This window comes from Kaistia defluvii (genome assembly GCF_026343955.1).
In the GTDB taxonomy this organism is placed as follows: domain Bacteria; phylum Pseudomonadota; class Alphaproteobacteria; order Rhizobiales; family Kaistiaceae; genus Kaistia; species Kaistia defluvii.
The window spans coordinates 345099-370005 of record NZ_JAPKNI010000005.1 but is presented as its reverse complement, the minus strand read 5'-3'; the positions used below and the strand labels follow the sequence as shown (position 1 = coordinate 370005).

Below are 24907 nucleotides of genomic sequence, written 5' to 3'. Positions count from 1 at the left end.
AGAAGGGCGGCGCACGAACCGCTCCAACAAAAAATCGCATACCGAACTTCCAGAGCCAGGAAATGGGAACATGACCAACAAAGATTCCAATGAAATCAATCTGCTGCGCCATGCCATCGGCCGCAGGACCTTTCTGAAGACGACGGCAGGCTTGGCAGCCTTCGGCATGACCAACGGCCTGCTCACGGCCGCGTCCTATGCCGCTGGCGGCCTGGTCGCGCTCGTGCATACGCAGGCGGCGGGCGACGCCAGCGCCGTGGATTCGATGATCGCCAAGCTCAAGCAGCTTGCCGACGAGCAGGGCTTTCAGTCCCGCGCCGTCTATGCGCAGGACCCGGCGACCTACGAGACCATCTTCCGCACCCTGGGCGATGCGGGCGCTTCCGTGATCGTCTCGACGTTCAACGAGGTCGCGGAGCCCTTCAAGGCGCTGGCGCCCGAGTATCCCAATACCAAGTGGATCCAGCTCTTCGCCGACCCCTTCGAGCCGGCGATCCCGAATGTCGTGACCGTTTCCTACGACTATTATCTCGGCTGCTATCTGTCCGGCATCTTCGCGGCGCGCCTGAGCAAGTCCGGCAAGCTGGGCTTCATCGGCGGCGTGTCCATTCCCCCGATCAACGCCGACTTCAATGCCTTCAAGGCAGGCGCCCTGTCGGTGCGCCCGGATGCATCCGTGGCCGTCGCCTTCGCGGGCTCCTTCCAGGATCCGGCCAAGGGCCAGGAAATCGCGACGCAGATGTATTCAAGCGGCATCGATTTCATCCAGACCGACGCGGCGGCAACCGATTTCGGCATCATCGCCGCGGCGAAGGAAGGCGAGGGCCGTATGGTCAGCGTGCTCGATCCCGCCCAGTTCCCGCAGGGCCCGAAGAACGTGATTTCGATCGTCGGCCTCGACTTCGGCAATTCGCTCTATAACGAAGTCACCAAGGCGGTCGGCAACAATTTCGCCGGCGGCACGCATGAGCATACGGGCCTCGGCACCGGTGTGATCGACTTCATCCCCTCGCCGCTGTTCGCGGAACAGGGGCCGGCCGATCTGGTCGCCAAGGCAAAGGAAGTCCTGCCGGAAATCGCCGCGGCGCGCGCAGCGATCCTGGATGGATCCCTGAAGGTTCCGTTCAACACAACGCTCTGACTCCGACTGGATGCCGCTGTTATGAACGAGGCCAGCCCCTCCATATTTGAATGCCGCGATGTGACCGTTCGCTACGGTTCCATCGTGGCGCTCTCCGAAGTCGGAGCCGTCTTCGAGCGTGGCAAGATCCACGCCGTCGTCGGCCAGAATGGCGCTGGCAAGACTACCTTTGCCAGGGTTCTGGCTGGCCTCGTTCGACCGGCATCCGGCGAGCTGAAGATCGACGGTCGCCCCTTGCCGGGCGGCAACGTCAAGGACGCCCGCCGTGCGGGCGTCGAACTCGTGCATCAGAGCTTCGCGCTTCCGCCTTCCTTCACCGTCGCCGAGGCCATGCAATTCGGCGCGGAAGGGGGAGGGCTCTTCTCCAAGGGCAGCCTGGAAAAGCGCTGGCAACCGCATCTCGACGCGCTGGATGTGAAAGTCAAAGCCAGGCAGAGGATCCGCGACCTGCCGGTGGAAACCCAGCAGGGCGTGGAGATCGCCCGCGCCCTCGTATCCGACGCCAAGCTCCTGATCCTGGATGAACCCACCGCCGTGCTGTCGCCGGAAGGCGCGGACAAGCTTTTCGAGCGCGTGCGACGCCTCAAGGCGCGTGGCGTCACCGTCATTCTCATCCTGCACAAGATCCGGGAAGTTCTGGCGATCGCCGATACGGTCACGGTTCTGCGTGGCGGCAAGCTCGTGGATGGGCCGCTGCCGTGCGACGGGATCGATGCCGGCCGACTGGCCGAGTTGATCATCGGCGCTGCGGCCGCCAAGAGCCTCAATGCGGACGACAAGGCCGCGTTGACCGGCACGGCCATCGTCACGCATGCGCAAGAGGATGTGGCGGTTCAGGAACGTGCCCCGATCCTGCGCATGCGCCAGGTTTCCACCCGGCCTGACCCGGAAGGTCCGGCGCTCGATCGCATCGATCTCGACATCCGCTCGGGTGAAATCATCGGTGTGGCGGGTGTGGAGGGCAACGGGCAGCGGACGCTGGTTCGCGCCATCGCTGCCATGGCCGATGTCGTCGACGGCACCATCGCCATCGACGAGACGGATCTCACCCGCGCACCGCTGGCGACGAGGCGAGCGGCCGGCCTGCGCATCATCCCGTTCGAGCGCAACGTGGAAGGTCTGAGCCTGACCAGTTCGCTCTGGGAAAACTGGGCCGCACGCGGCCTCCTGCAGATGTCGTTGCTGTCCACGATCAGCCCGGCCGCCATCCGGAAGCAATGCGACGTGGCCCTCAAGGAATGGGACGTCCGCTATTCGGAAGTGGGCCAGCGGGCGGGCTCGCTGTCCGGCGGCAACGCGCAGAAGGTTATCCTGTCTCGCGAAATGGACCCGGATGCGCGGCTCATTCTCGCCGCACAGCCGACCCGCGGCCTCGACATCGGGGCGACCTCCTTCGTCTGGGATGCCATGCGCAAGGCACGGGCGCGCGGTTGCGGCCTGATGTTCATCTCGTCGGATCTCGATGAGATCTTCGACATCGCCGACCGCGTGATCGTCATGCTCTCGGGACGCATCGTCGCCGAATTCCGGCCACCCTACGATCTCGCGGCGGTCGGGGCTGCCATGACAGGAGTCCATTGATGATTGACCGGCTCGTTTCCGTCTTCCGCGCGCTGATCTTCATTCTGATCGGGCTCGCGCTTTGCGGCGTCATCTTCCAGGCGGCCGGCTATTCGACGGGGCTCATGTTCCATTCGATCGCCGAAGGGGCTTTCCTGAGGCCCGGCGCGCTGCAGCAGGCTTTGCGGTGGGGCTTGCCGCTCTTCATCACGGCCGTTGGCGTTGCCGTGTCGTTTCGCGCGGGCTTCTTCAACATCGGCGCGCAAGGTCAATTCTACATGGGCGCCATTGCCGCCGCCTTCATGGCCGAATGGCTGAATGGCGCCCCGGCTGCGATCCTCATCCCGGCCTGCTTCCTTGCCGGAATGACGGGCGGCGCGCTCTGGGCTCTCTGGCCCGGCCTGCTCCGGCTGAAGTCCGGCGCCGACGAAGTCATCACCACACTGATGGGCAATTTCATTGCCGGCCTGTTCCTGCTCTACGTCACCGCCGGCCCGCTCAAGGACCCCTCGGGAACCGGACAGCAGGCCTCGAGTCGCCCCCTGGCAAGCGCCTACCGGATCAGCAATTCGCTGGGACTGTCGCCGACCATCATCGCGATCGCAGTCATCGTCGGCATTGCAATGTGGTTTCTGGTCAATCGAACCGCGTTCGGTGTGCTCTCTGGCCTCGCCGGTCGCAACCCGACCATGGTGCAGTGGCAAGGCGCCCGGACCTGGCGCATCGGACTGGCGAGTTTCCTCCTGAGCGGCGCGCTGGCCGGTCTTGCCGGCACGATCGAGTTCATGGGCCCCAATGGTCGCATAACCGGCGGCTTCCTGCCGGGGCATGGGTTCACCGCAATCTTGATCGCGCTCGTGGCCAATTTCTCCGTCGTCGGAACGGCTTTCGTCGCCCTGTTCTTTGGCGGCCTCGCCTCGGCGGCTCTCTATCTTCCCATCATGGCGGGCCTGCCTTCCTCGGCCATCGACATCATCAACGCGGCTATCGCCCTTTTCATCACCGCAAAATCCAAGGTCGTCGACCGGATAGCGAAACTCGGAGGACGGGTATGGAAGACTTCGTAATCGCGATCCTGCGTTCCGGCACGCCGCTGATCTATGTCACCCTTGCCGGCGTCATCGCGCAGCGAACCGGCATCTGGCACCTCGGGCTTGAGGGACTGATGATCACGGGCGCCTGCGCCACCATCCTTGGCATCGTGCTGACGCAATCGATCTGGCTCGCGCTGCTGATTGCGATGGTCGTCTGTATCGTCGGATCCGTGCTCTTCTGGTTCGTGGTCGAGAAGCTCAAGGCCAACCAGATCATCGCGGGCCTGGGGCTCACGGGATTGGGCCTTGGCGGAACGGCTCTCGCCGTGCAGTCGATCTTCGGGACGCAGGCCGCCGTCAGTGCGCCGTTCGGTCTGCCGCGCTTGGGTCCGGCGTTCGGCGCTTACGGCTCGCTTTCGATCCTGGTCTTGCTCATGCCCTTTGTCGTGCTCGCCATGTGGGTCGTCCTGCGGCGGACCCGCTTCGGACTCCGTCTGGCGGCGGCTGGCGAGCATCCCTTCGCGGCGCGCAGCGTCGGTGTCAATCCGGCCGCCATGCGGCTGGTGGCCCTGATGATCGGCGGCGTCCTGTGCGCGCTCGCCGGGGCGGAACTGGCAGCCGGCAGTCTCCAGATCTTTGCCCAGAACATGACGGCCGGTCGTGGCTTCATGGGGTTCGCCGCCGTCATCTTCGGCGCCGGTCATCCCATCGGCTCCAGTCTGGCGGCCCTGTTCTTTGCCGTCGTCGGCGCGCTCGGCATCCGGGCCCAGCTCGCCTTCGGCGATCGTGTCCCGCATGATCTCCTGCTCGCACTTCCCTACATCGCCACGGTCATCGGCATCTGGCTCAGCACGCAGCTGCGGGGTGGCACGAAGGCCGCCAGCGGCTTCGGCGAGCTGCGTGACCCGTAAAAGCCACACCGCATAGCCGTCAGGACGGATCGATCATCTTGAAGCAGACGATAATCAGAAACGCGACTGTCCTGACCCTGTGCCCGCAGCACGGTAGCCGCCCGATCCAGGGCGACCTCCGGATCGAGGATGGGCGGATCGCAGCCATCGGCCAGGACCTCGCGGCCGCTCCCGACGCGACCGTCATCGACGGCACGAACCGGCTGGTCATGCCCGGCCTCGTCAACGCGCATACCCATTCCAGCGAGACCTTCTTTCGCGGGCGCTATGAAGGGATGCCGCTGGAAATATGGCTGCTCTACGCCTATCCGCTCCTGATGGGGCCGGTCATCGACGAGCGGCTGCTCTACCTGCGCAGCCTGCTTCTCGCGATGGAGTCGCTGCGCAATGGCGTGACAACCCTTTGCGACGATTTCTTCGACCCCCCGGCGCATGATCTGTCCCGGCTATCGGCCGTCTTCAAAGCCTATGAAGACGCCGGCATCCGGGCCAATGTGTCGAGCGCGGCGATGAATATCCATACGCTCGACGCGCTGCCTTACGCACGGGAGGTCATGCCGCCCGAATTGCAGGTGCAGCTCGATTTTGGGCCGCCCATGTCGGCCGACGCCTATATGGACTATTGCCGCTCCGCCTTCTCCACGCTGCATGGCAGGGCCGGGCGCATCCAGTTCATGCTGGCGCCCTCTGCGCCGCAGCGCTGCACGGCGGACCTGCTTCAGGCCTGCCATGCGCTGGCGGTGGAAATGGGCGTGCCACTGCATACGCATGTGCTGGAGACGAAGACCCAGGCCGTCACCGGGCATGAGCTTTATGGCAAAAGCCTGATCGCCTATATGGACGAGCTGGGTGTCCTGTCGCGCAACACGACGATTGCGCACTCCGTCTGGGTCAGCGACCGGGATATCGAGCGGATGGGCGCCGCCCGCTGTTCGGTGGCCCATAATGCCATCTCCAATCAGAAGCTTGGCGCGGGGATTGCGCCCATTCGCCAGCTGATGGATGCGGGCGTGACCATCGGTCTTGGGACCGACGGCGTTTCCTCCAACGACACCGCCCGCATCTTCGACGTCATGCGCGTGGCGGGGCTGATCCACAGCGTCTCCGGCCCCGATTACTCGCAATGGATCGAGGCCGACGCGATTCTCAAAATGGCGACGCTCGGCGGAGCGCGCAGCGCGATGCTCGAAGATGTCACGGGGTCGCTCGAAGTCGGCAAGGCGGCCGACTTGCTGATCCTCGACCTGACGACGCTCAGCTTTACCCCGCTCAACGACGTGGCGCGGCAGCTGGTTTATGCGGAGAACGGCTCGTCCATCGAGACGGTCATGGTCGCCGGCGAGATCGTCGTGCATCAGGGCCGCATGCGCTCGATTGACGAGGCCGCCATCCTGGCCGAGATCCGCGAGCTTGTGCCGGCGCACCTGGCCGAGCACGCCAGGCTCGAGCAGCGCAACGCGGCGTTTCATTCGACCATGGCCGAGATCCACCGCCGGGCGACGTCGAGAGACATCGCCATGAACCGCTACGTCAGGGGCCCGGGCGAAGGCCGGCATTAGGCCCTCGGCCGAGCGTCCCTCGAACGATTGCTGCCCTCGCCATCCGGGCGGGATCAGAGCATCGGCAGGCTGGAGGGCTTCCGCCCCCTTGGAAAGGCCTGGTCGATCTGGCGCGCCTGATCCAGGGTGAGTTCGATGTCGCCGGCGCGCGCATTGTCTTCCGCGTGCCGGGCCGTCGAAGCCTTGGGTATGACGAAGCTGCGCTGCGCCAGCCAGGCGAGGGCGATCTGGCGGGCGGTGGCATTGTGGGCCTCGGCGACGTCGGCCAGGACACGGCCGCCGGCCGAGCCTTCGCTGGGAAAGTCGCCATGGCCGAACGGGCTGTAGGCGACGACGGCAACGCCATTCTCCTCGCACCAGGGTAGCACGGCGTGTTCGATCGCGCGTTCCCCCAGATGGTACAGAACCTGGTTGCAGGCGATCCGTCCGGGGCCGGACGCCGCCATGGCGTCTTCGAGATCCGACACGTCGAAATTGCTGACGCCCCAGGTTGCGATCTTGCCCGCGCTGACCAGTTCCTCGAAGGCTTCGAACGTCGCTTCCAGCGGATAGCGCCCGCGCCAGTGCAGGAGGTAGCCGTCGAGTTGCTCGACGCCGAGCCGCTTCAAGGACCGTTCGCAGGCGGCGATGACGCCAGCGCGCGAGGCGTTCTGCGGCAGGACCTTCGACACCAGGAACAGCCCGTCGCGCCGGCCCCGGATGGCGTCGCCGATGACGAGTTCCGCGTCGCCATACATTTCGGCGGTGTCGATATGCGTCATGCCGGCGTCGATGCCGCGCTGTAGGGCCGTGACGGCCGAAGCCCGGTCGCCGGCGTCGAGATACCAGCTTCCCTGGCCGATGATCGCCACCTGGGACGGCGTGGGGCCAAACGATCGAAAGCGCATCAGAACACCCGCGTCTTGAGAGCGTGACGGACAAGCGCCGCCCTGGTTTCGATGGTCATGAGACCTCCGTTGCTGCCTTCGCCCCGGATCGGACGTACCCTGGCGGCTACCGTAGCGGGTGAGCGAAGCCGGGAGATCATCGCAGCGTTCGAAGGTCGCCGCAAAGCCTGGTTATCCGGTCGAGCGCCGGCAGCCGGCTAACGGCCCCAGACGACCGCGTTTTCGTGGCGCTTGATGATGTGCTTCAGGTTTTCAAACGCGGTCGTGACATGGCCGGCGAAGCGCTCCGCCGCCGGCGAGCGCGGTCCGCCGACCCGCCGCAGGATGCCGAGCGAGCGGTTGGGCTGCGGGATCTCATAGGGCAGCACCGTGACGCGGTTTTCCTTGCGCTGGGCGAACACCACGGAGAAGGGCAGCACGGCGAGCGCGTCGGTCTCGGCCAGGAAGTTGATGACGCTCATCAGCGAACCGCCGGAATAGCGGATGTTGAGATCCGACATGCCGATGCTCATCAGGATCATCTGCAGATCCGACATCAGCGGCGAGCCGGGCAGGGGGGCCACCCAGGGAAAGCTGGTCAGGTCATGCGCCTGCAGGCGGCGATTGCGCAGCAGCGGATGGTCGGGACGGCAGGCGACGATGTTGCGTCCCGGCAGGATTTCGGTGAATTCGAAACCGGGGCCGAGATCGAGTACGCCGATCGGCACGATGCCGAGGTCGATCTGATGGGCTTCGAGGGCCGCGACCATCTCCGGCAGGTTGAGATAGCTCTGCTGGACCGTGACCTCCGGCTCCAGGTTCTGGAACTCGCCGATCATCCGGCTGATCATCGCATCCATGAAGAACGGCACGCCGCCGACGCGCACCACGCCCTTGGTGCCCTTCACGAATCCCTGCACCGCATCCGACGCCTTGCGCGAGGCGGTAATGATCGTGCGTCCCTGGGCGGCCAGCTGCGAGCCGAGCGGTGTCGCCTGCAGGGGGCGCCGCCCCTTGAGAAAGAGCGGCTCGCCGACCCGCGCCTCCAGCATGGCAAGCGAACGGCTCACCGCAGGCTGGGTCAGGCCCAGCATGGCGGCTCCTTCCGATACGCCGCCGGCATCGAGCACGGCGGCGAGCTGCATCAGGTGGCGCTCGTTCAGTCTCATAGCAAAGTGCTATACAAAGGACGCTAGAACTCATCAAGCGTCGTGTCGGGCCGTGCTATCCCATTCAGCAAGGGGAAGGGAGGCCCCGGCGGAATGCACGGCCAGCACGACGGTCCGCACGAGGATGATTCTGCCGACGAAGTGTCGGCGCAGGCGAAGGAATTTTCGCGGCGCCTGACGGCCATCGGTCAGTCCCGTCTGGCGGCGGCGGCGCAGGCCACGGTGGGCGGGTTGCATGCCCTGATCGCCGAGCTCCGCCCGTCCGGCGATGAATTCCGGCTTGCCATCGACTTCCTGACCGAGGTCGGCCACTACGCCGATGCGCGGCGGCAGGAATGGGTCTTGTTTGCCGATGTCCTCGGCGTTTCGTCCCTGATCGAGGACCAGAACAATCCGCGTCCCGCCGGCGCGACGCCCAACACCGTCGCCGGGCCGTTCTACAGATCCGACGTGCCCGAGACAGCGCTCGGCGCCAATATCTCGCGCGACGGCAAGGGCGAGCCGCTGGACGTTGCCGGCAAGGTGCTCGACCTCGACGGCAATGGCTTGGGCGGCGCTACGGTCGAGGTCTGGCAGGCCAATTCCGAAGGGCGCTACGAGAACCAGGAGCCGGACCGGCAGCCGGAATTCAACCTTCGCGGCCGATTCCGCACCGATGCCCAGGGGCGCTTCCATTTCCGCACTGTCAAGCCGAAGGGCTACACGCTGCCGGCCGATGGTCCGGTCGGTCAGCTGATGTCGGCGCTCGGCCTCGGCCTGGAAAGACCGGCGCACATTCATTTCCGCGTTTCGGCTGACGGCTTCGAGACGCTGACCACTCACATCTTCGACCAATCCGATCCCGCGATCGGCCGGGATGCGATTTTCGGGGTCAAGCCCGAACTTATGGCCGAGTTCCGCGCGCTGCCCCCTGCGGGAGGAAAGCGGAAGTGCGCTCTCGACCTCAATCTTGTGCTCTGCCCGCAACGGCAGGGCAAAACCGGAACCTCTGGGAGGAGATGAACCGATGGCCCGTGTAAGCGGCTACCACCACCTGACCATGTCGACCGACAGCGCGCAGGAGGACTTTGATTTCTACACCAAGGCGCTCGGCCTGCATTCGGTGAAGCGCACCGTTTTGTTCGACGGCGTGATCCCGGTCTACCACCTCTATTACGGCTCGCCGAATGGGGACGCCTCGACGATCATCACCACCTTCCCGTTCCGCAAGCCTGCCGTCTATGGCCGTCGCGGCACCAACCAGTCGCGCGCCATCCTGCAGTCGATCCCTGTCGGCGCAGCCGATTTCTGGGTCGATCGGCTGAACACCCGTGGCATCGAGGCAGCCAAGATCACCCGCTTCGGCGCAACGCGCGTCGCCTTCGCCCATCCGTGCGGCATCCCGCATGAACTGGTGGAAAGCGATAGCGACCCACGCGCGCCGATCACCAATGCCGCGCAAGGCATCGGCAAGGATCACGGCATCAAGGGCATCTATGGCAGCGTCGTCGCCGTGATGGACCGCACCGCCATGGACGATTTCCTGACCATCGCCCTGCCGCTGGAAAAGGAGGCCGACAACCATGAGGGCCTCGTCTACCGCGTGCCCGATGAGTCCGGTGTCATCCAGCGCGTCGAGGTCATCGTCGACCGGGACAGTGCGCAGGGAACCTGGACGCTGGCCGGCGGCACCATCCACCATCTCGCGCTCAACACCGGCAATGAAGAGAACCAGCTGAAGCTGCGCGCCCATATCGAAGGTCTCGGCTTCACCGATATCTCCGAGCAGAAGGACCGCAACTACTTCAAGTCCTGCTATGTCCGCTCGCCCGGCGGCGCCCTGTTCGAACTTGCCTGGACCACGCCGGAAGGCTGGGCCAAGGACGAGCCCCCGGGCGCGATCGGCAAGACGCTCGTCTTCCCGCCCTGGTTCAAGGACCGCGAAGCCGAACTGCGCGAAGGCCTGGAGCAGGCGGAGTTCGTATGATCCACGACGGCGGTCCGCTCAGGCTTGGCTCCCGGGCCCCGGAGGCGAAGGCGATCTGCGTCTTCGTCCACGGCCGTGGCCAGTCGCCGGAAGAGATGCAGTCCCATGTGCTGGCGCGGCTTTCCGCGCCGGCCGTGGCCTTCGTCCTGCCGCGCGCCCCGATGGGCGCGTGGTGGGATGCGCGGGCCGTCGACCCGCTGACGCCGGTCGCCCGCGCACAGCTTGCGACCGCCCTGGATCACCTCGCGGCGGCTGTGGCTGCCGCGCGCGGCGAACTGCCCGGATTGCCGTTGCTTCTGGCGGGCTTTTCGCAAGGGGCCTGTCTCGCCATTGAATATCTCTGTGCCGGATTGCCGCCGCCCCAGGCGCTGGCCGCCCTCACCGGATCGCGCGTCGGCGTGCCGTCGGATGCACGCGCCGAGGCCGTTCCCGCTGGCGTTCCGGTCTATCTGACGGGCGGCGATGCCGATCCCTGGATCCCCGTATCGGCCTTTGCCGACGCGGCACAGACCCTCGGCAGCAAGGGCGCGAGCCTTCGCGCGGACCTGTTCCCGCGTCGCGGCCATGAAGTCTCGGATGCCGAGATCGCCATGCTGGGATCGATCCTTGCGGATCTGGTCGCCGGCCGGAACCCACGCATGGAGGCGGCGCGATGATGGACCAGTTTGTCTTTCCCGGACTGACGACGCGGGTTGTGTTCGGCGCCGGTACGCTGTCGCGCGTGGCCGAGGAAGTCCGCCGGCTCGGCCATGACAAGGTGATGGTGCTGTCGACGCCGCACCAGAAGGCGGATGCCGAAAAGCTGGCGGAAAGCCTGGGCGGACTCGCCGGCGGGATCTTTGCGGGGGCTGTCATGCACACGCCGGTCGAGGTGACCGAGACGGCGCTGGAGGCATTCCGCGCCAGCGACGCCACGGCCGTCGTCAGCCTGGGCGGCGGATCGACCACCGGCCTCGGCAAGGCGATCGCGGTGCGTACCGGCGCCGACCAGGTCGTGATCCCGACCACCTATGCCGGCTCGGAGATGACCGACATCCTGGGCGAAACGGCTTCGGGCGAAAAGACTACGCGCCGCTCGCCGGACATCCGTCCCGAAACGGTAATCTACGATGTCGACCTGACGCTGAGCCTGCCGGTCGGCCTCACCGTCACTTCGGCCATGAACGCTATCGCCCACGCGATGGAGGCGTTTTATGCGCCGGACCGCAATCCGGTGATCGAACTGATGTGCCGGGACGCCATGATTGCGTTTCGCGATGGTATTCCGCGCCTGAGCGGCGAGCCGCGGGACAAGGCGGCGCGGGCGCAGGCGCTCTATGCGGCCTGGTGCTGTTCGACCGCGCTCGGCAGCGTCTCCATGGCGCTGCACCACAAGCTGGCCCATGTCTTCGGCGGCTCGTTCGACACGCCGCATGCCGAGACCCACGCCATCCTGCTGCCTTACACCACCGCCTTCAACGAACAGGCGGTGCCCGAGCTGTTGCATCCGATCGCCGACGCTTTCGGCGGCGGCTCGGCCGGCGGCGGGCTCTGGGATTTCGCGCAGTCGGTCGGCTCGCCGCTCAGCCTCCAGGCGATCGGCATCCAGGAATCCGATCTCGACCGCGCCACGGCGATCGCCGTCAAGAATGCCTACGCGAACCCGAGGCCAATAGACCCGGGATCGATACGGGAACTCCTCCAGGCGGCGTTTGAGGGACGCCGTCCGGGGGGCTGAGAAGAAGCAAGAGGGAGGAGAAACACATGATTTCGAGACGGAGCTTACTGAAAGCCTCGGCGGCGACGGGTTTCACCCTTGCCACTTCGGGCCTTGCCGCGCCTGCCATCGCGCAGGGTGCCAAGATCCGACTGGGCTATGTCTCGCCGCAAACCGGCCCGCTGGCCGGTTTCGCCGAGAGCGATGCGTATAACATAAAGGCATTTTTGGATTCCGACGCTGGCAAGAATTTCGAGGTCATCGTCAAGGACAGCCAGTCGAACCCGAACCGGGCGGCGGAGGTGGCGAAAAGCCTGATCGTCGACGACGAAATCAACCTGATGCTCGTCGGCTCGACGCCGGAAAACACCAATCCGGTCGCCACCACCTGCGAAGCGGAAGGGATGCCCGTCATCTCGACCACAGCGCCGTGGCAGCCCTGGTTCATCGGCCAGCAGGGCAATCCGGGCGACCCGTCCTCGTGGAAGCCGTTCGATTTCGCCTTCCACTATTTCTGGGGGCTGGAAGACATCATCGCCGTCTACACCGGCATGTGGAAGCAGCTCGACACCAATGGCAAGGTGGGCGGCCTGTTCCCGAACGATGCCGACGGCAATGCCTGGGGCGACCCGAAGAACGGCCTGAAGCCCGGCCTGGAAGCGGCCGGCTTCAGCCTGACCGATCCCGGCCGGTACCAGAACCTCTCGGACGACTTCACCGCGCAGGTCAACGCGTTCAAGGCTGCCAATGCCGAGATCGTCACCGGCGTCGTGATCCCGCCCGATTTCACCACCTTCTGGAACCAGGCCCGGCAGCAGGGCTTCAAGCCGAAGGCCGTGACGGTCGCCAAGGCGATCCTGTTCCCGCAATCCGTCGAGACGCTGGGAGACGCGGGCCACAACCTTTCCTCGGAAGTCTGGTGGTCGGCCTCGCATCCGTTCAAGTCGTCGCTCACCGGCCAGAGTTCGGCGGAACTGGCGGCGGATTTCACCGCCAAGACCAACCGTCCGTGGACGCAGCCGATCGGCTTCTCCCATTCGCTGTTCGAAGTGGCCGCGAATGTCATGGGCCGTGTGTCGGATCCAGCCGATGCCGACGCAGTCGCCGCCGCGATCGCGGCCACCGACATGTCGACCGTCGTCGGCAAGGTGGCGTGGAACGGCGTCGGCGTGCCGCCCTTCGCGGCGAAGAACGTCTGCAAGACGCCGCTGGTCGGCGGGCAGTGGCGGAAGAAGGACGGTGGCGGCTTCGATCTGGTGATCGTCGAGAATGCCAACGCGCCCGAGATCCCGACCGCCGGCAAGATGGAAGCCCTGGCCTGATCCGGAAACGGGGCGGCGCCTGCCGCCGCCCCCGATCCATCCGGCTCCCAAGGTGCCCCCAAGGATGGCAGCAATGATACTCAGGCTTGAAAATGTCTCGAAGTCGTTCGGGGCGCTGAAGGTCACGGATGCCGTGACCGTCTCGGCGCCGCGCGGCGAAGCTTTGGGCATTATCGGGCCGAACGGGGCCGGCAAGTCGACGCTGTTCAACCTGATCACCGGCAATGTGCTGGCGAATGAGGGCCGTATCGAATTCCTCGGTCGTGACATCACGCGTGCTCCCCCGATGGAGCGCGTTCGCATGGGCGTCGGGCGCAGCTTCCAGATTCCGCAGCCCTTCGAGGGGCTGACCGTGTTCGAGAACCTGCTGACCGCCGCCGCCTTCGGTCGGGGCGGGCGCGAGGCCGACATGGTCGATGCCTGCGCGCGCATCCTCGAGGACACCGAGCTTCTGAAGAAGGCAAACGTCGTCGCCGGTTCGCTGAGCCTGCTCGACCGCAAGCGCCTGGAGCTTGCCCGCGCGCTCGCGACCGGGCCGGAGCTTCTGCTTCTCGACGAGATCGCCGGCGGCCTGACCGAGGGCGAATGCAAGGCGCTGGTCGAGACGATCCGCGAGATTCACGCACGCGGCACCACGATCATCTGGATCGAGCATGTCCTGCATGCGCTGACCTCCGTGGTGCAGCGGCTGCTGGTGCTGGATTTCGGCCGGGTGATCGGCATCGGCGCGCCCGACGAAATCATGGCTTCGAAGGAAGTGCGCGAGATCTATCTGGGGCTCGAGGTCTGATGCTGCTCGAAACCCGCGGCCTTACCGCCAACTACGGCCAGTTCCGGGCGCTTTTTGGCGTCGACATCGCCATAGCTCCGGGCGAATGCGTGGCGATTATCGGCGCCAATGGCGCGGGCAAGTCGACGCTGATGCGCTCGATCACCGGCATCCTGCGCAACGATGCCCAAATGGTATTGCATCGGGGCGAGTCGATCGGCGCACTGTCCTCTGCAGAAATCATGCAGCGCGGCATCGCCATGGTGCCCGAGGGCCGCCGCCTGTTCCCCTCGCTCACCGTGGAGGAAAACCTCCTGATCGGCGGGCAGGTGCGCAGGGCGCCGGGTCCGTGGAATCTGGATGCGATCTACGATCTCTTCCCGATCCTGCGCGAGCGGCGCCGCAATCCGGGAACCGCGCTTTCCGGCGGGCAGCAGCAGATGGTGGCGATCGGCCGGGCGCTGATGTCGAACCCGGAACTGCTGCTCTGCGACGAGATCAGCCTCGGCCTCGCGCCGGTCGTGATCCGCGACATCTACGCGGCGTTGCCGAGGATCCGCGCCGGCGGCGCCGCGATCGTCGTGGTCGAGCAGGATATCGGCAAGGCGCTCGCCGTCGCCGACCGCGTCTATTGCATGATGGAAGGCCGCGTCACGCTCGTGGCCAATGCCGGCGACGTCACGCGTCAGCAGATCCATGCCGCCTATTTCGGGGAGGCGGCATGATCTGGCTCGACACCCTCGTGCAGGGCATTCTTCTGGGCGGCCTCTATGCGCTGTTCGCGGCCGGGTTGAGCCTGGTCTTCGGCATCATGCGGCTGGTCAATCTGGCGCACGGCGACCTGATCGTCTTCGCCGCCTACCTGGTGCTGCTCGGCGTCACCCTGCTCGGCCTTTCGCCCTGGATCGCGGCGCTGGTCGCCATGCCGCTGATGTTCGGCCTCGGCTGGCTGCTGCAGACCGTCGTGCTCAACCGCGTGCTCGGCAAGGATATCCTGCCGCCGCTGCTCGTCACCTTCGGTCTCTCGGTCGCGTTGCAGAACGGCCTGCTCGAAGCCTTCTCCGCCGACAGTCGCCGCATTCCGGCAGGCGCGCTGGAGGGCGCTTCGCTCGATCTCGGCCTGGTCACCGTCGGTGTGATGCCGCTTCTCACCTTCGCATCGGCCATCGTGGTGATCGTCGCGCTGAACGGCCTTTTCTATCACACCGCCCTCGGCCGCGCGTTTCGCGCCACTTCGGACGATGCCGTGACGGCGGGGTTGATGGGGATCGAGCCGAAGCGGATCTTCGCCATTGCCACCGGCCTGGCCATGGTCGTGGTGACGATTGCCGCCCTCTATCTCGGCATGCGGTCGAATTTCGACCCCGCGATCGGACCGGCGCGGCTGATCTATGCCTTCGAGGCGGTGATCATCGGTGGGCTCGGCAGCCTGTGGGGCACGCTGGCCGGCGGCGTGATCATCGGCGTCGCGCAGACCTTTGGCGCGGCCGTGAACCCGGAATGGCAGATCCTGGCCGGCCACGTCGCCTTCCTGATCGTGATGCTGCTGAAGCCGCGCGGCCTGTTCCCGCGCGCCGTGGATTGAGGGGCGGCATGTACAGCCTGACCACCCGCACCCGGGCCGGGATCGTCACAGCGATCGCCATGCTCGTCCTCGTCATCGTGGGATTGGCGCTGCCGGCGTTCGCCTCGCGCAGCGTCATCCAGGATCTGTTCTTCATCCTGACCATGCTGACACTGGCGCAGCTCTGGAACCTGCTCGCCGGCTATGGCGGCCTGGTCTCGGTCGGCCAGCAGGCCTTTGTGGGCATCGGCGCCTATGCGATGTTCGCCGGCGTCATCCTTCTCGGCTGGAATCCGGTCTGGGCAATACCGCTCGGCGGACTTGCCGCGCTGATGCTGGCCATTCCGACCGCGTACTTCGCCTTCCGCCTGCAGGGTGCCTATTTCGCCATAGGCACCTGGGTGATCGCCGAAGTGACGCGCCTTCTGGTGGCGCAGTGGAAGACGCTCGGCGGCGGCACCGGCACCTCTCTGCCGCGCGAGGCGACCAGCAACATCCTCGGCACGGACCTGATCCGCGCGCTGTTCAGCGTGCGCGAGGCGGCCGCACGCGACATCCTCGCCTACTGGCTGGCGTTGGTGCTCGTCGTCGCCGTGACCGGCGGGATCTACTGGCTTTTGCGCAGCCGGCTTGGCCTGGCGCTTTCCGCCGTGCGCGACAATGTCGAGGCGGCGCGGTCGGTCGGCGTCGATGCGGGCCGGATCAAATGGGCGGTCTTCCTGATTGCCGCCGCCGCGACCGGTCTTACCGGGGCGCTCATCTTCCTGCAGACGGCGCGGATCTCGCCGGACGCCGCCTTCGCGGTCACCGACTGGACCGCCTACGTCATTTTCATCGTCGTCATCGGCGGCATCGGCACGATCGAGGGGCCGATCCTCGGCGTGATCGTCTTCTTCCTGCTGCGTTCGGCACTCGCCGACTACGGCAGCTGGTACCTGATGACGCTCGGCCTGATCGCCATCGCCGTGATGCTGTTTGCGCCGAAGGGCCTGTGGGGGCTGATCTCGGCCCGCAGCGGCCTGCATCTGTTTCCCGTCCGCCGCAAGCTGGTCGGGCCGAAGATCGAGGGAGGAATTTGATGGTCGATATCGAAACCGACGTGCTGATCGTGGGGACGGGTCCGGCGGGCTCGGCCACGGCGGCGCTGCTGTCCAGCTATGGCATCGCCAACATGGTGGTGAACCGCTACCGCTGGTTGTCCAACACGCCGCGCGCCCACATCACCAACCAGCGCACGATGGAGGTGCTGCGCGACCTCGGCGCCGAGGTCGAGGCAGAGGCGGTGATGCACGCGTCGCCGCAGGAACTGATGGGCGAGAACGTCTTCTGCGAAAGTCTGGCCGGGGAGGAGATCGGCCGCATGAAGAGCTGGGGCATGCACCCGATCTCCAAGGCCGAGCATCTCATGTCGTCGCCGTCGCTGATGAACGACCTGCCACAGACCTTCATGGAGCCGATCCTGTTCAAGACGGCCTGCTCGCGCGGCACGCAGGCGCGTATGAGCACGGAATATGTGAGCCACGTCCAGGACGCGGACGGCGTGACCACAACCTGCCGCGACCGGCTGACGGGCAAGGACTTCACCGTCCGCTCGAAGTTCCTTGTCGGCGCGGATGGCGGCAATTCGCTGGTCGCCGACCATCTGGGCCTGCCGTTCGAGGGCAAGATGGGCGTCGGCGGCTCGATGAACATCCTGTTCCGCGCCGATCTTTCCAAGTATGTCGCGCACCGGCCGAGCGTCCTCTACTGGGTCATGCAGCCTGGCGCGGATGTCGGCGGCATCGGCATGGGGCTGGTCCGCATGGTGCGGCCGTGGAACGAGTGGCTCATCGTCTGGGGCTACGACATCAACCAGCCGCCGCCGGTCGTGACGCCGGAACTCGCGACCGACGTCGCGCGGCAGTTGGTCGGCGATCCCGAGCTCGAGATCGAGCTGCTCGGCGCCAACACCTGGACCGTGAACAACTGCTTCGCGACCGAGATGCAGAAGGGCCGCGTCTTCATCATGGGCGATGCCGCGCACCGGCATCCGCCCTCGAACGGGCTCGGCTCCAATACCTCGATCCAGGACGGCTTCAACCTCGCCTGGAAGCTCGCCAAGGTCGTCAAGGGGCAGGCGGGTCTCGGCCTTCTCGACAGCTATACGGTCGAACGGGCGCCGATCGCGCGCCAGATCGTGACCCGCGCCAACCAGTCGATCGGCGAATTCGGGCCGATCTTCGCGGCGCTCGGCATGGATGGCGGCGTCGACCACGTCAAGATCCAGAAGAACATGGAGGCGCGCTGCGACGCGACCGCCGCAGCGGAAGCACAGCGCGAAGCGCTTCGTCAGGCGATCGCCTTCAAGAAATACGAGTTCGATGCGCATGGCGTGGAGATGAACCAGCGCTATGCCTCGGATGCCGTGGTGACGGACGGCCAGCCTCAGCCGGCCTTCGAGAAAGACCGCGAACTTCACTATGCGCCGACGACCTGGCCCGGCGCGCGGCTACCGCATGTCTGGGTGTTCGAGCGCTCCGGCCGCAAGGTCTCGACGCTCGATCTCTGCGGCCATGGCGAGTTCACGATCCTGACCGGCATTGGCGGCGAGGCCTGGGTGAAGGCTGCCGAAGAGGTCGGCGCGGAATTCGGCCTACCGATCCGCACCCATGTGATCGGCCCGCGCCGGGCGGTCGAGGACCACACCGGCGACTGGGCCCGTGCGAGCGAAATCCGCGATGCCGGCTGTCTGCTTGTCCGCCCCGACCACCACGTCGCCTGGCGCTCGGAAGCACCTGCCGCTGACCCTGCGGCCGAGCTGCGCCGCGTACTCACATCCGTTCTCGCGCGCTGAGGAATCCCATGATTGACGAACACGAATACGGCTACTTCACCGAAGCCGACTCCGCCGAGGTCGTCGTGGCGCGCAACCGCAACGCCAAGGACGAACGCCTGAAGCAGGTGATGGAGGTCATCACCCGCAAGCTGCATGAGGCGGTCAAGGAGATCGAACCAACCCAGGAGGAATGGTTCGCCGCCATTATGTTCCTGACCCAGACAGGCCAGATCTGCAACGACTGGCGCCAGGAATACATCCTGCTGTCGGACGTGCTTGGCGTGTCGATGCTGGTTGATGCGATCAACAACCGGAAGCCTTCCGGCGCCTCGGAATCCACGGTTCTGGGCCCGTTCCATGTCGCCGACGCGCCGGAACTGCCGATGGGCTCCAACATCTGCCTCGACCAGAAGGGCGAGCCGATGTTCGTGCATGGCCGCATCCTCGATACTGAGGGCAAGCCGATCGCCGGCGCCAAGATCGACGTCTGGCAGGCGAATGACGAGGGCTTCTACGATGTGCAGCAACAGGGCATCCAGCCCGAGTTCAACCTGCGCGGCGTGTTCCGCACCGATGCCGGCGGGCGCTACTGGTTCCGCGGCGTGAAGCCGAAATACTACCCGATCCCGGATGACGGCCCTGTCGGCAAACTGCTGGGCGCGCTGGGGCGCCATCCCTACCGGCCAGCGCATCTCCACTACATCGTCGAGGCCGACGGGTTCGATGCGCTGACTACGCACATCTTCGATCCCGACGATCCCTACATCAATTCCGACGCCGTCTTCGGCGTGAAGGAAAGCCTGCTGGCCGAGTTCCGCAAGGTCGAGGATGCGGAGGCCGTCGCCGAGGTTGGCATCGAGGCGCCGTTCTACGACGTGGAATTCGACTTCGTGCTGTCGCGCAAGAAGGACTGATCGCGGCAGACGCCGGGCGGCGTCTGCGCTCAGGTCTCTATGGAACAAACGGGAGTAAACTGATGGCCGCGCTGGAGAAAATGTTCGATGTCAGGGGAAAGTCGGTGATCGTCACCGGCGGCGCCAGCGGCATCGGCCGGGCCTATGCCGAGATCATGGCCGAGCATGGCGCCAAGGTCTGCATCTTCGATATCGACGCGGAGGGCACGGAGCGGCTCGTCTCGGACATGACGGCCAGGGGTTGGGACGTCTGGTCCCAGATGGTGGATGTGAGCGATCGTCCGGCGATGGCCGCGGCCTTCGACGCGGTGGTGGCCAAGCAGGGCCGCATCGATACGGTCTTCGCCAATGCGGGCATCGATCCGGGTCCGGGCTTCAATACGGTGACGGGAGAGCGCTTTCCGGGCGGGGCGATCGAGAACATTCCCGACGAGCAGTGGGATCGCGGCATCGAGCTCAATTTGAACTCCGTCTACACGACGGTGAAAAACGCCGTCCGCCACATGAAGCCGAATGGCGGCGGCGAGATCATCGTCACGTCGTCGATCGCCTCCATGATCAACGAGAGCATCGTCGGCACGTCCTACATGCCGGCCAAGGCGGCGGTGAACCACTTCGTGCGCCACATGGCCATGGAACTCGGCGCCTATGGCATTCGGGTCAACGCGATCCTGCCGGGCCCGTTCATCACCAACATCGCCGGCGGAAGGCTGCGCAACAAGGCCGACCGCGCCGCCTTCGAGAGCCAGTCGCTGATCGGGCGCATCGGCGACATCGAGGACATCAAGGGCCTGGCGCTGTTGCTGGCGTCGCCTGCCGGTTCGTTCTTCACCGGCTCGCTGATCGTCATCGACGGCGGGTCTCTGACGCGCATGACCTGACGCTTCGACCTGAGGCCGGCTTCGTCGAGGAGGGCGGGGCCGGAGACACCTTATCAACGGGAGGGAACGACAATGACCTACTACAACAAGCTGGTGAAATCCGGGATCCGGCCGAGCCGCCGGACCATTCTGAAGGGCCTCGGCGCCAGCGTCGCGGCCAGCACGCTGGCCCTGCCGGGCTATGCGCGCGCCGCCACAGCCGGCACGATCAAACTCGGCTATCTGAGCCCGACGACCGGCCCTCTCGCTCTGTTCGGCGAGACGGATGGCTATACGCTGCAGAAGATCCGCGCGCTGCTCGGTGGGCAGCTGCAGGCCGCCAATGGCGACACCTACGCGATCGAGATTCTCGACCGCGACAGCCAGTCCAATCCGAACAAGGCGGCCGAGATCGCCGGCAACCTGATCCTCAATGACGAGATCCACCTGCTCGTCCCGGCTTCGACCACCGACACCATCCTGCCGGCGGCCGAGCAGGCCGAACTCTACGAGACGCCCTGCATCTCGTCCGGCGCGCCCTGGCAGGCGGTCGTCTTCCCGCGCGGCGGCGGCAAGCAGACCTTCGAGTGGACCAACCACTTCTTCTGGGGCCTCGACGAGGCTCTGAACACCTTCGTCGGTCTCTGGAACCAGCTCGAGACCAACAAGAAGGTCGGCATGCTGTTCCCGCAGAACATCGATGGCGAGACCTGGGGCAACGAGGAGTACGGTCTGCCGGCGCCGACCCGCAAGGCCGGCTACGAGGTCGTGGTCCCGGGTTATTTCCAGCCGCGGACCAATGATTTCTCGGCCCAGATCGCCGAGTTCAAGAAGAACAACTGCGAGATCATCGGCGGCATCACCTACCCCGACGATCTGAAGACCTTCGTCACCCAGTGCAACCAGCAGGGTTTCAAGCCGAAGGCGGTCACGGTGGCGGCGGCGCTGCTGTTCCCGGGCGGCGTGGAGGCGATGGGACCGCTCGGCAACGGCATGTCCTCTGAGGTCTGGTGGACGCCGGCCTTCCCGTTCAAGTCGTCGCTGACGGGTCAGGTAAGCCAGGACATCGCCACCCAGTGGGAGGCGGATACCAAGCGCCAGTGGACGCAGCCGCTCGGCTATTCGCACGCCCTGCTCGAAGTCGCGATCGATATCCTCAAGCGCTCGTCCAACCCGCTCGACCGCGAGGCCAACCGTGACGCGATGGCAGCGACCGACCTGCAGACGCTGGTCGGCCACATCAAGTTCGACGGTTCGCCGCACAAGAACATCTGCAAGACGCCGATCTTCGGCGGCCAGTGGGTGAAGGGCGAAAAGTGGCCCTACGACCTGAAGATCGTCGACAATACTGTCAATCAGCTCTTCGCGCCGCAGCAGAAGATCCAGTCGATCGTCTGGTGACATGAGACAGGACGCGGGGACAATGATGGACAGGGAAATCCTGCTGAAAGCGCGCGGTGTGTCGAAGTCCTTCGGCGCCGCCCGCGTCCTGCATGAGGTGAGTTTCGATGTGCGTCGGGGCGAGGTGCTCGGCATCCTCGGCCCGAACGGCGCCGGCAAGACGACGCTGTTCAACATGATCAGCGGCGATCTGAAGGTGTCGGGCGGCGAGATCCACCTCGGCGAGACCGCGCTTCGCGGCGAGCCGCCCTTCAAGCGCTGCCAGATGGGGATCGGGCGGACCTACCAGATCCCGCGACCTTACTCCGGCATGACCACCTTCGAGAACCTGCTGGTCGCCGCCGCTTTCGGCGGCGGCCGGTCGGAGAAGCAGAGCTATGCCTTCTGCGCCGACGTTCTGCGCGAATGCGAGCTTTACGACAAAGCCAACGTCTCGGCCGGGGCGCTGACGCTGCTCGATCGCAAGCGGCTGGAGCTGGCTCGCGCGCTCGCCTCCGATCCCAAGCTGCTGCTGCTGGACGAGATCGCCGGTGGGCTCACCGACGATGAATCGAAGGCGCTGGTGGCGCTGGTCCGCCGCATCCGGGATCGCGGCATCACCATCGTGTGGATCGAGCATGTGCTGCACGCGCTGATGGCGGTGGCCGACCGGCTGCTGGTGCTGAACTTCGGCGAGAAGATCGCGGAAGGACTGCCCGCCGAAGTGATCGCACTGCCCGAGGTCCAGCGTGTCTATATGGGGATCGAGGCATGACCGCCGTTCTTTCCACCCATGGGCTGATCGCCCGCTATGGGGATTTCCAGGCGCTATACGGCGTCGATACCGAATTGCATCCAGGAGAGGCGGTGGCGCTGATCGGCGCCAATGGCGCCGGCAAGTCCACCTTCCTGCGCTCGATCATGGGTCTGCTGCCGGTCGCGAAGGAGATGGTGCGGCTGGACGGCGAGCCTGTCGGCGGTACGGCGACCGACCGCATGGTGCAGAAGGGCATCGCCATCGTGCCGGAAGGCCGGCGGCTCTTCACCGGCATGTCGGTGGAAGACAATCTGCGCGTCGCCATCGACCAGGCCGCACGCATCGGCGCCAAGGGCGGCTGGACGCTGTCGCGCCTGCACAAGCTGTTTCCGATCCTCGCCGAGAAGGCGCGGTCGCAGGTCCAGAGCCTGTCGGGCGGCCAGCAGCAGATGGTTGCCATCGGTCGCGCGCTGCTCTGCCAGCCGCGCGTGCTGCTCTGCGACGAGATTAGCCTCGGCCTCGCGCCGAAGGTGATCCGCGAGATCTACGCGGCGCTGCCCGAGATCCGCGCCGCCGGCACGGCGATGATCGTGGTCGAGCAGGATGTGGGCTTGGCCCAGTCCGCCTCCGACCGCCTCTACTGCATGCTGGAGGGGCGCGTGACCCTGACCGGCAAATCCGGCGACGTCACGCGCGAACAGATCGGTAAAGCCTATTTTGGAGCGAGCCATGGAGTGGTTTGACGCATTGGTGCAGGGGATCCTGCTGGGCGGCATGTACGCCCAATATGCGCTCGGCATGGCGCTGATGTTCGGCGTGATGCGGATCGTTAACATCAGCCATGGCGACCTTGTCATCCTGCTGTCGTTGATCGGCATCTCGATGGCGACCGCCTGGGGCTTGGCGCCCGTTTCGGTGCTGATCATCCTGGTGCCGCTCGCCGTGCTGATGGGCTGGGTGCTGCAGAAGGCGGTGCTGAACCGCGTCGTCGGCAGCGACCCGCTGCCCTCGCTGATCGCGACCTTCGGCCTGTCGATCGCGCTGCAGAACCTGATGCTGCAGATCTGGTCGGCCAACAGCCGGTCGCTGCCCGGCCATGGCATCGAGAGCCAGTCGATCGAGATCGCGGGCGTCTATGTCGGCGTTCTGCCGCTGATCGTGCTGGCGGTCGCCACCGCCCTGACCTGGGGCCTCGATATCGTCCTGAAGCATACGCGCTTCGGCCGGGCGCTTCGGGCGGCTTCCGCCGATGTCGAGGCGGCGTCGATGACCGGCATCAACCCGCGCGCCGTCTATGCTCTGGCTACCGCGGTTGCGGTCGGCATTCTGGGCTTTGCCGCCGTGTTCCAGTCGCTGCGCTCGACCGTGGCGCCGGCCGATGGCCCCGCGCAGCTGATCTATGCCTTCGAGGCGGTGATCATCGGCGGCATGGGCGCCGTATGGGGCGCCTTCCTCGGCTCGATGGTCCTCGGAATCGCCCAGGCGATCGGCTTTCGCATCGATCCTGGCTTCGGCGTGCTCGCCGGGCATCTGGTCTTCCTGTTCGTGCTGGCGACGCGCCCGCAGGGCCTGTTCGGAAAGGCAACGACATGAGCGCAGTTTCCTACGCCGCAACTGCCGTGCCCGAGGTGCAGGTCCAGCGCCAGACCCCGTCCGGCCGGATCGCCATGACGCTGGCGCTGGCTGGCATCGTCGCCGTGGCCGTGATGCCCTGGTGGGCCTCCACCGGCACGATCCGCTCGATCCTGGTGCTCTGCTGCTACATCGCCGTCGCGCAGATGTGGAACCTGCTCGCCGGCTATGCCGGGCTGGTCTCTGTCGGCCAGCAAGCCTTCATGGGAGCGGCGGGCTACGCGCTGTTCGTGCTGGCGCAGACCTTTGGCATCAATCCTTTCCTGGCGGTGTTCCTGTCGCTGCTGGTGCCGGCGGTGCTCGCCGTGCCGCTCTACCTGCTGCTGCACCGCCTCGACGGGCCGTATTTCTCGATCGGCACGTGGGTCGTGGCCGAGGTATTCCGGCTGGTCTGCTCCAACCTGCCGATCGTCAATGCCGGCGCCGGCATGTCGCTGCGCGTGATGAAGGACTATTCGGCCTTCGAGCGGAATGTCGCCATGTCGTGGCTCTGCGCCGGCATGCTCCTGCTTACCGTCGGAGGAAGCTATTGGCTGCTGCGCTCGCGCTACGGCCTCGCACTGATCGCCATGCGCGACAACCCGGTCGCCGCCGCCAGCCAGGGCGTCAATGTCGCCAAGCTTCGCTTCCTCATCTACGTCGCCTCGGCGGTCGGCTGCGGTCTCGCCGGCGCGATCTACTTCATGGCGCAACTGCGCATCACGCCCGGCTCGGCCTTCGACCCGATGTGGGCGAATGTCGCGATCTTCATCGTCATGGTCGGCGGCATCGGCTCGATCGAGGGCGTGCTGATCGGCGCGCTGATCTTCTTCATCGCCGACCGCTGGTTTGGGGCCTATGGCGCCACCTACTTCGTCGTCCTCGGCCTGATGACCCTGTTGGTCGCGCTTTATGCCCGCACCGGCATCTGGGGCCTGATCTCGAAACGATGGGATGCGCCGTGGTTCCCGATCCGGCGAAAGCTCGTCGATCCAAACCGGCCATAGGGGGAT

The 24907-nt window shown here is 65.8% G+C and carries 24 protein-coding genes; 22 read left to right on the top strand and 2 right to left on the bottom strand.

Annotated elements, in window-relative coordinates:
• Positions 1 to 70 precede the first annotated feature (70 nt).
• Genes OSH10_RS15440 through OSH10_RS15420 form a run of 5 tightly spaced genes read left to right on the top strand, consistent with a single transcriptional unit; the run spans position 71 to position 6205 of the window.
• Complete coding sequence (locus OSH10_RS15440; RefSeq protein ID WP_266332746.1) at positions 71 to 1141, top strand: BMP family ABC transporter substrate-binding protein; 1071 nt, start codon at positions 71 to 73, stop codon at positions 1139 to 1141.
• Between the two features lie 60 nt (positions 1142 to 1201).
• Positions 1202 to 2722 carry an ABC transporter ATP-binding protein gene (locus tag OSH10_RS15435; RefSeq protein WP_266332745.1) on the top strand — a complete coding sequence of 507 codons (1521 nt, stop codon included), beginning with the start codon at positions 1202 to 1204 and terminating at the stop codon, positions 2720 to 2722.
• Positions 2722 to 3768 carry an ABC transporter permease gene (locus OSH10_RS15430; RefSeq protein ID WP_266332743.1) on the top strand — a complete coding sequence of 349 codons (1047 nt, stop codon included), beginning with the start codon at positions 2722 to 2724 and terminating at the stop codon, positions 3766 to 3768. The genes OSH10_RS15435 and OSH10_RS15430 overlap by 1 nt, the downstream gene beginning before the upstream one ends.
• Complete coding sequence (locus OSH10_RS15425; protein ID WP_266332742.1) at positions 3753 to 4646, top strand: ABC transporter permease; 894 nt, start codon at positions 3753 to 3755, stop codon at positions 4644 to 4646. Before OSH10_RS15430 ends, OSH10_RS15425 begins: the two co-directional genes overlap by 16 nt.
• Before the next feature lie 38 nt (positions 4647 to 4684).
• A complete protein-coding gene (locus tag OSH10_RS15420; RefSeq protein WP_266332741.1) occupies positions 4685 to 6205 on the top strand; it encodes an amidohydrolase family protein in 1521 nt (506 codons plus the stop codon).
• A 53-nt stretch (positions 6206 to 6258) separates the two neighbouring features.
• Here OSH10_RS15420 and OSH10_RS15415 read toward each other — a convergent pair whose 3' ends face one another.
• Both OSH10_RS15415 and OSH10_RS15410 read right to left on the bottom strand, forming a co-directional pair.
• Positions 6259 to 7092 carry an aldo/keto reductase gene (locus OSH10_RS15415; RefSeq protein WP_266332739.1) on the bottom strand — a complete coding sequence of 278 codons (834 nt, stop codon included), beginning with the start codon at positions 7090 to 7092 and terminating at the stop codon, positions 6259 to 6261.
• A 197-nt stretch (positions 7093 to 7289) separates the two neighbouring features.
• The gene (locus tag OSH10_RS15410; protein ID WP_266332737.1) at positions 7290 to 8240 is read right to left on the bottom strand and encodes a LysR family transcriptional regulator; all 951 of its coding nucleotides are present in this window, start codon (positions 8238 to 8240) and stop codon (positions 7290 to 7292) included.
• Between the two features lie 93 nt (positions 8241 to 8333).
• Here OSH10_RS15410 and OSH10_RS15405 point away from each other — a divergent pair, with 93 nt between their 5' ends.
• The 17 genes from OSH10_RS15405 to OSH10_RS15325 all read left to right on the top strand — a co-directional run bounded on the left by OSH10_RS15405 (position 8334) and on the right by OSH10_RS15325 (position 24901).
• The gene (locus tag OSH10_RS15405; RefSeq protein WP_266332735.1) at positions 8334 to 9242 is read left to right on the top strand and encodes a dioxygenase family protein; all 909 of its coding nucleotides are present in this window, start codon (positions 8334 to 8336) and stop codon (positions 9240 to 9242) included.
• A 4-nt stretch (positions 9243 to 9246) separates the two neighbouring features.
• Positions 9247 to 10206 (top strand): VOC family protein, encoded by a 960-nt coding sequence (locus OSH10_RS15400; protein WP_266332734.1) that lies wholly within the window; start codon positions 9247 to 9249, stop codon positions 10204 to 10206.
• Entirely contained in the window at positions 10203 to 10862 is a 660-nt protein-coding gene (locus OSH10_RS15395) for an alpha/beta hydrolase (RefSeq protein WP_266332733.1), read from the top strand. The genes OSH10_RS15400 and OSH10_RS15395 overlap by 4 nt, the downstream gene beginning before the upstream one ends.
• Positions 10859 to 11923 carry a maleylacetate reductase gene (locus tag OSH10_RS15390; RefSeq protein WP_266332732.1) on the top strand — a complete coding sequence of 355 codons (1065 nt, stop codon included), beginning with the start codon at positions 10859 to 10861 and terminating at the stop codon, positions 11921 to 11923. Before OSH10_RS15395 ends, OSH10_RS15390 begins: the two co-directional genes overlap by 4 nt.
• A gap of 26 nt (positions 11924 to 11949) precedes the next feature.
• The gene (locus OSH10_RS15385) at positions 11950 to 13224 is read left to right on the top strand and encodes an ABC transporter substrate-binding protein (protein ID WP_266332731.1); all 1275 of its coding nucleotides are present in this window, start codon (positions 11950 to 11952) and stop codon (positions 13222 to 13224) included.
• Positions 13225 to 13297: 73 nt separating this feature from the next.
• Entirely contained in the window at positions 13298 to 14014 is a 717-nt protein-coding gene (locus tag OSH10_RS15380; protein ID WP_266332730.1) for an ABC transporter ATP-binding protein, read from the top strand.
• A complete protein-coding gene (locus OSH10_RS15375) occupies positions 14014 to 14718 on the top strand; it encodes an ABC transporter ATP-binding protein (protein WP_266332729.1) in 705 nt (234 codons plus the stop codon). The genes OSH10_RS15380 and OSH10_RS15375 overlap by 1 nt, the downstream gene beginning before the upstream one ends.
• Complete coding sequence (locus tag OSH10_RS15370) at positions 14715 to 15578, top strand: branched-chain amino acid ABC transporter permease (protein WP_266332727.1); 864 nt, start codon at positions 14715 to 14717, stop codon at positions 15576 to 15578. The genes OSH10_RS15375 and OSH10_RS15370 overlap by 4 nt, the downstream gene beginning before the upstream one ends.
• Before the next feature lie 8 nt (positions 15579 to 15586).
• Positions 15587 to 16636, top strand: coding sequence for a branched-chain amino acid ABC transporter permease (locus OSH10_RS15365; RefSeq protein WP_266332725.1), 1050 nt, complete (start codon positions 15587 to 15589; stop codon positions 16634 to 16636).
• Entirely contained in the window at positions 16636 to 18390 is a 1755-nt protein-coding gene (locus OSH10_RS15360) for an FAD-dependent oxidoreductase (protein ID WP_266332724.1), read from the top strand. Before OSH10_RS15365 ends, OSH10_RS15360 begins: the two co-directional genes overlap by 1 nt.
• A gap of 8 nt (positions 18391 to 18398) precedes the next feature.
• Entirely contained in the window at positions 18399 to 19286 is an 888-nt protein-coding gene (locus OSH10_RS15355; protein ID WP_266332722.1) for an intradiol ring-cleavage dioxygenase, read from the top strand.
• A 62-nt stretch (positions 19287 to 19348) separates the two neighbouring features.
• Complete coding sequence (locus tag OSH10_RS15350; protein WP_266332721.1) at positions 19349 to 20167, top strand: SDR family NAD(P)-dependent oxidoreductase; 819 nt, start codon at positions 19349 to 19351, stop codon at positions 20165 to 20167.
• A 72-nt stretch (positions 20168 to 20239) separates the two neighbouring features.
• Positions 20240 to 21547, top strand: coding sequence for an ABC transporter substrate-binding protein (locus OSH10_RS15345; protein WP_266332719.1), 1308 nt, complete (start codon positions 20240 to 20242; stop codon positions 21545 to 21547).
• A 25-nt stretch (positions 21548 to 21572) separates the two neighbouring features.
• The gene (locus OSH10_RS15340; protein WP_266332879.1) at positions 21573 to 22301 is read left to right on the top strand and encodes an ABC transporter ATP-binding protein; all 729 of its coding nucleotides are present in this window, start codon (positions 21573 to 21575) and stop codon (positions 22299 to 22301) included.
• Positions 22298 to 23026, top strand: coding sequence for an ABC transporter ATP-binding protein (locus OSH10_RS15335; protein ID WP_266332718.1), 729 nt, complete (start codon positions 22298 to 22300; stop codon positions 23024 to 23026). Before OSH10_RS15340 ends, OSH10_RS15335 begins: the two co-directional genes overlap by 4 nt.
• Positions 23013 to 23876 (top strand): branched-chain amino acid ABC transporter permease, encoded by an 864-nt coding sequence (locus OSH10_RS15330; protein WP_266332716.1) that lies wholly within the window; start codon positions 23013 to 23015, stop codon positions 23874 to 23876. The genes OSH10_RS15335 and OSH10_RS15330 overlap by 14 nt, the downstream gene beginning before the upstream one ends.
• A complete protein-coding gene (locus OSH10_RS15325; RefSeq protein WP_266332715.1) occupies positions 23873 to 24901 on the top strand; it encodes a branched-chain amino acid ABC transporter permease in 1029 nt (342 codons plus the stop codon). The genes OSH10_RS15330 and OSH10_RS15325 overlap by 4 nt, the downstream gene beginning before the upstream one ends.
• Positions 24902 to 24907 lie beyond the last annotated feature (6 nt).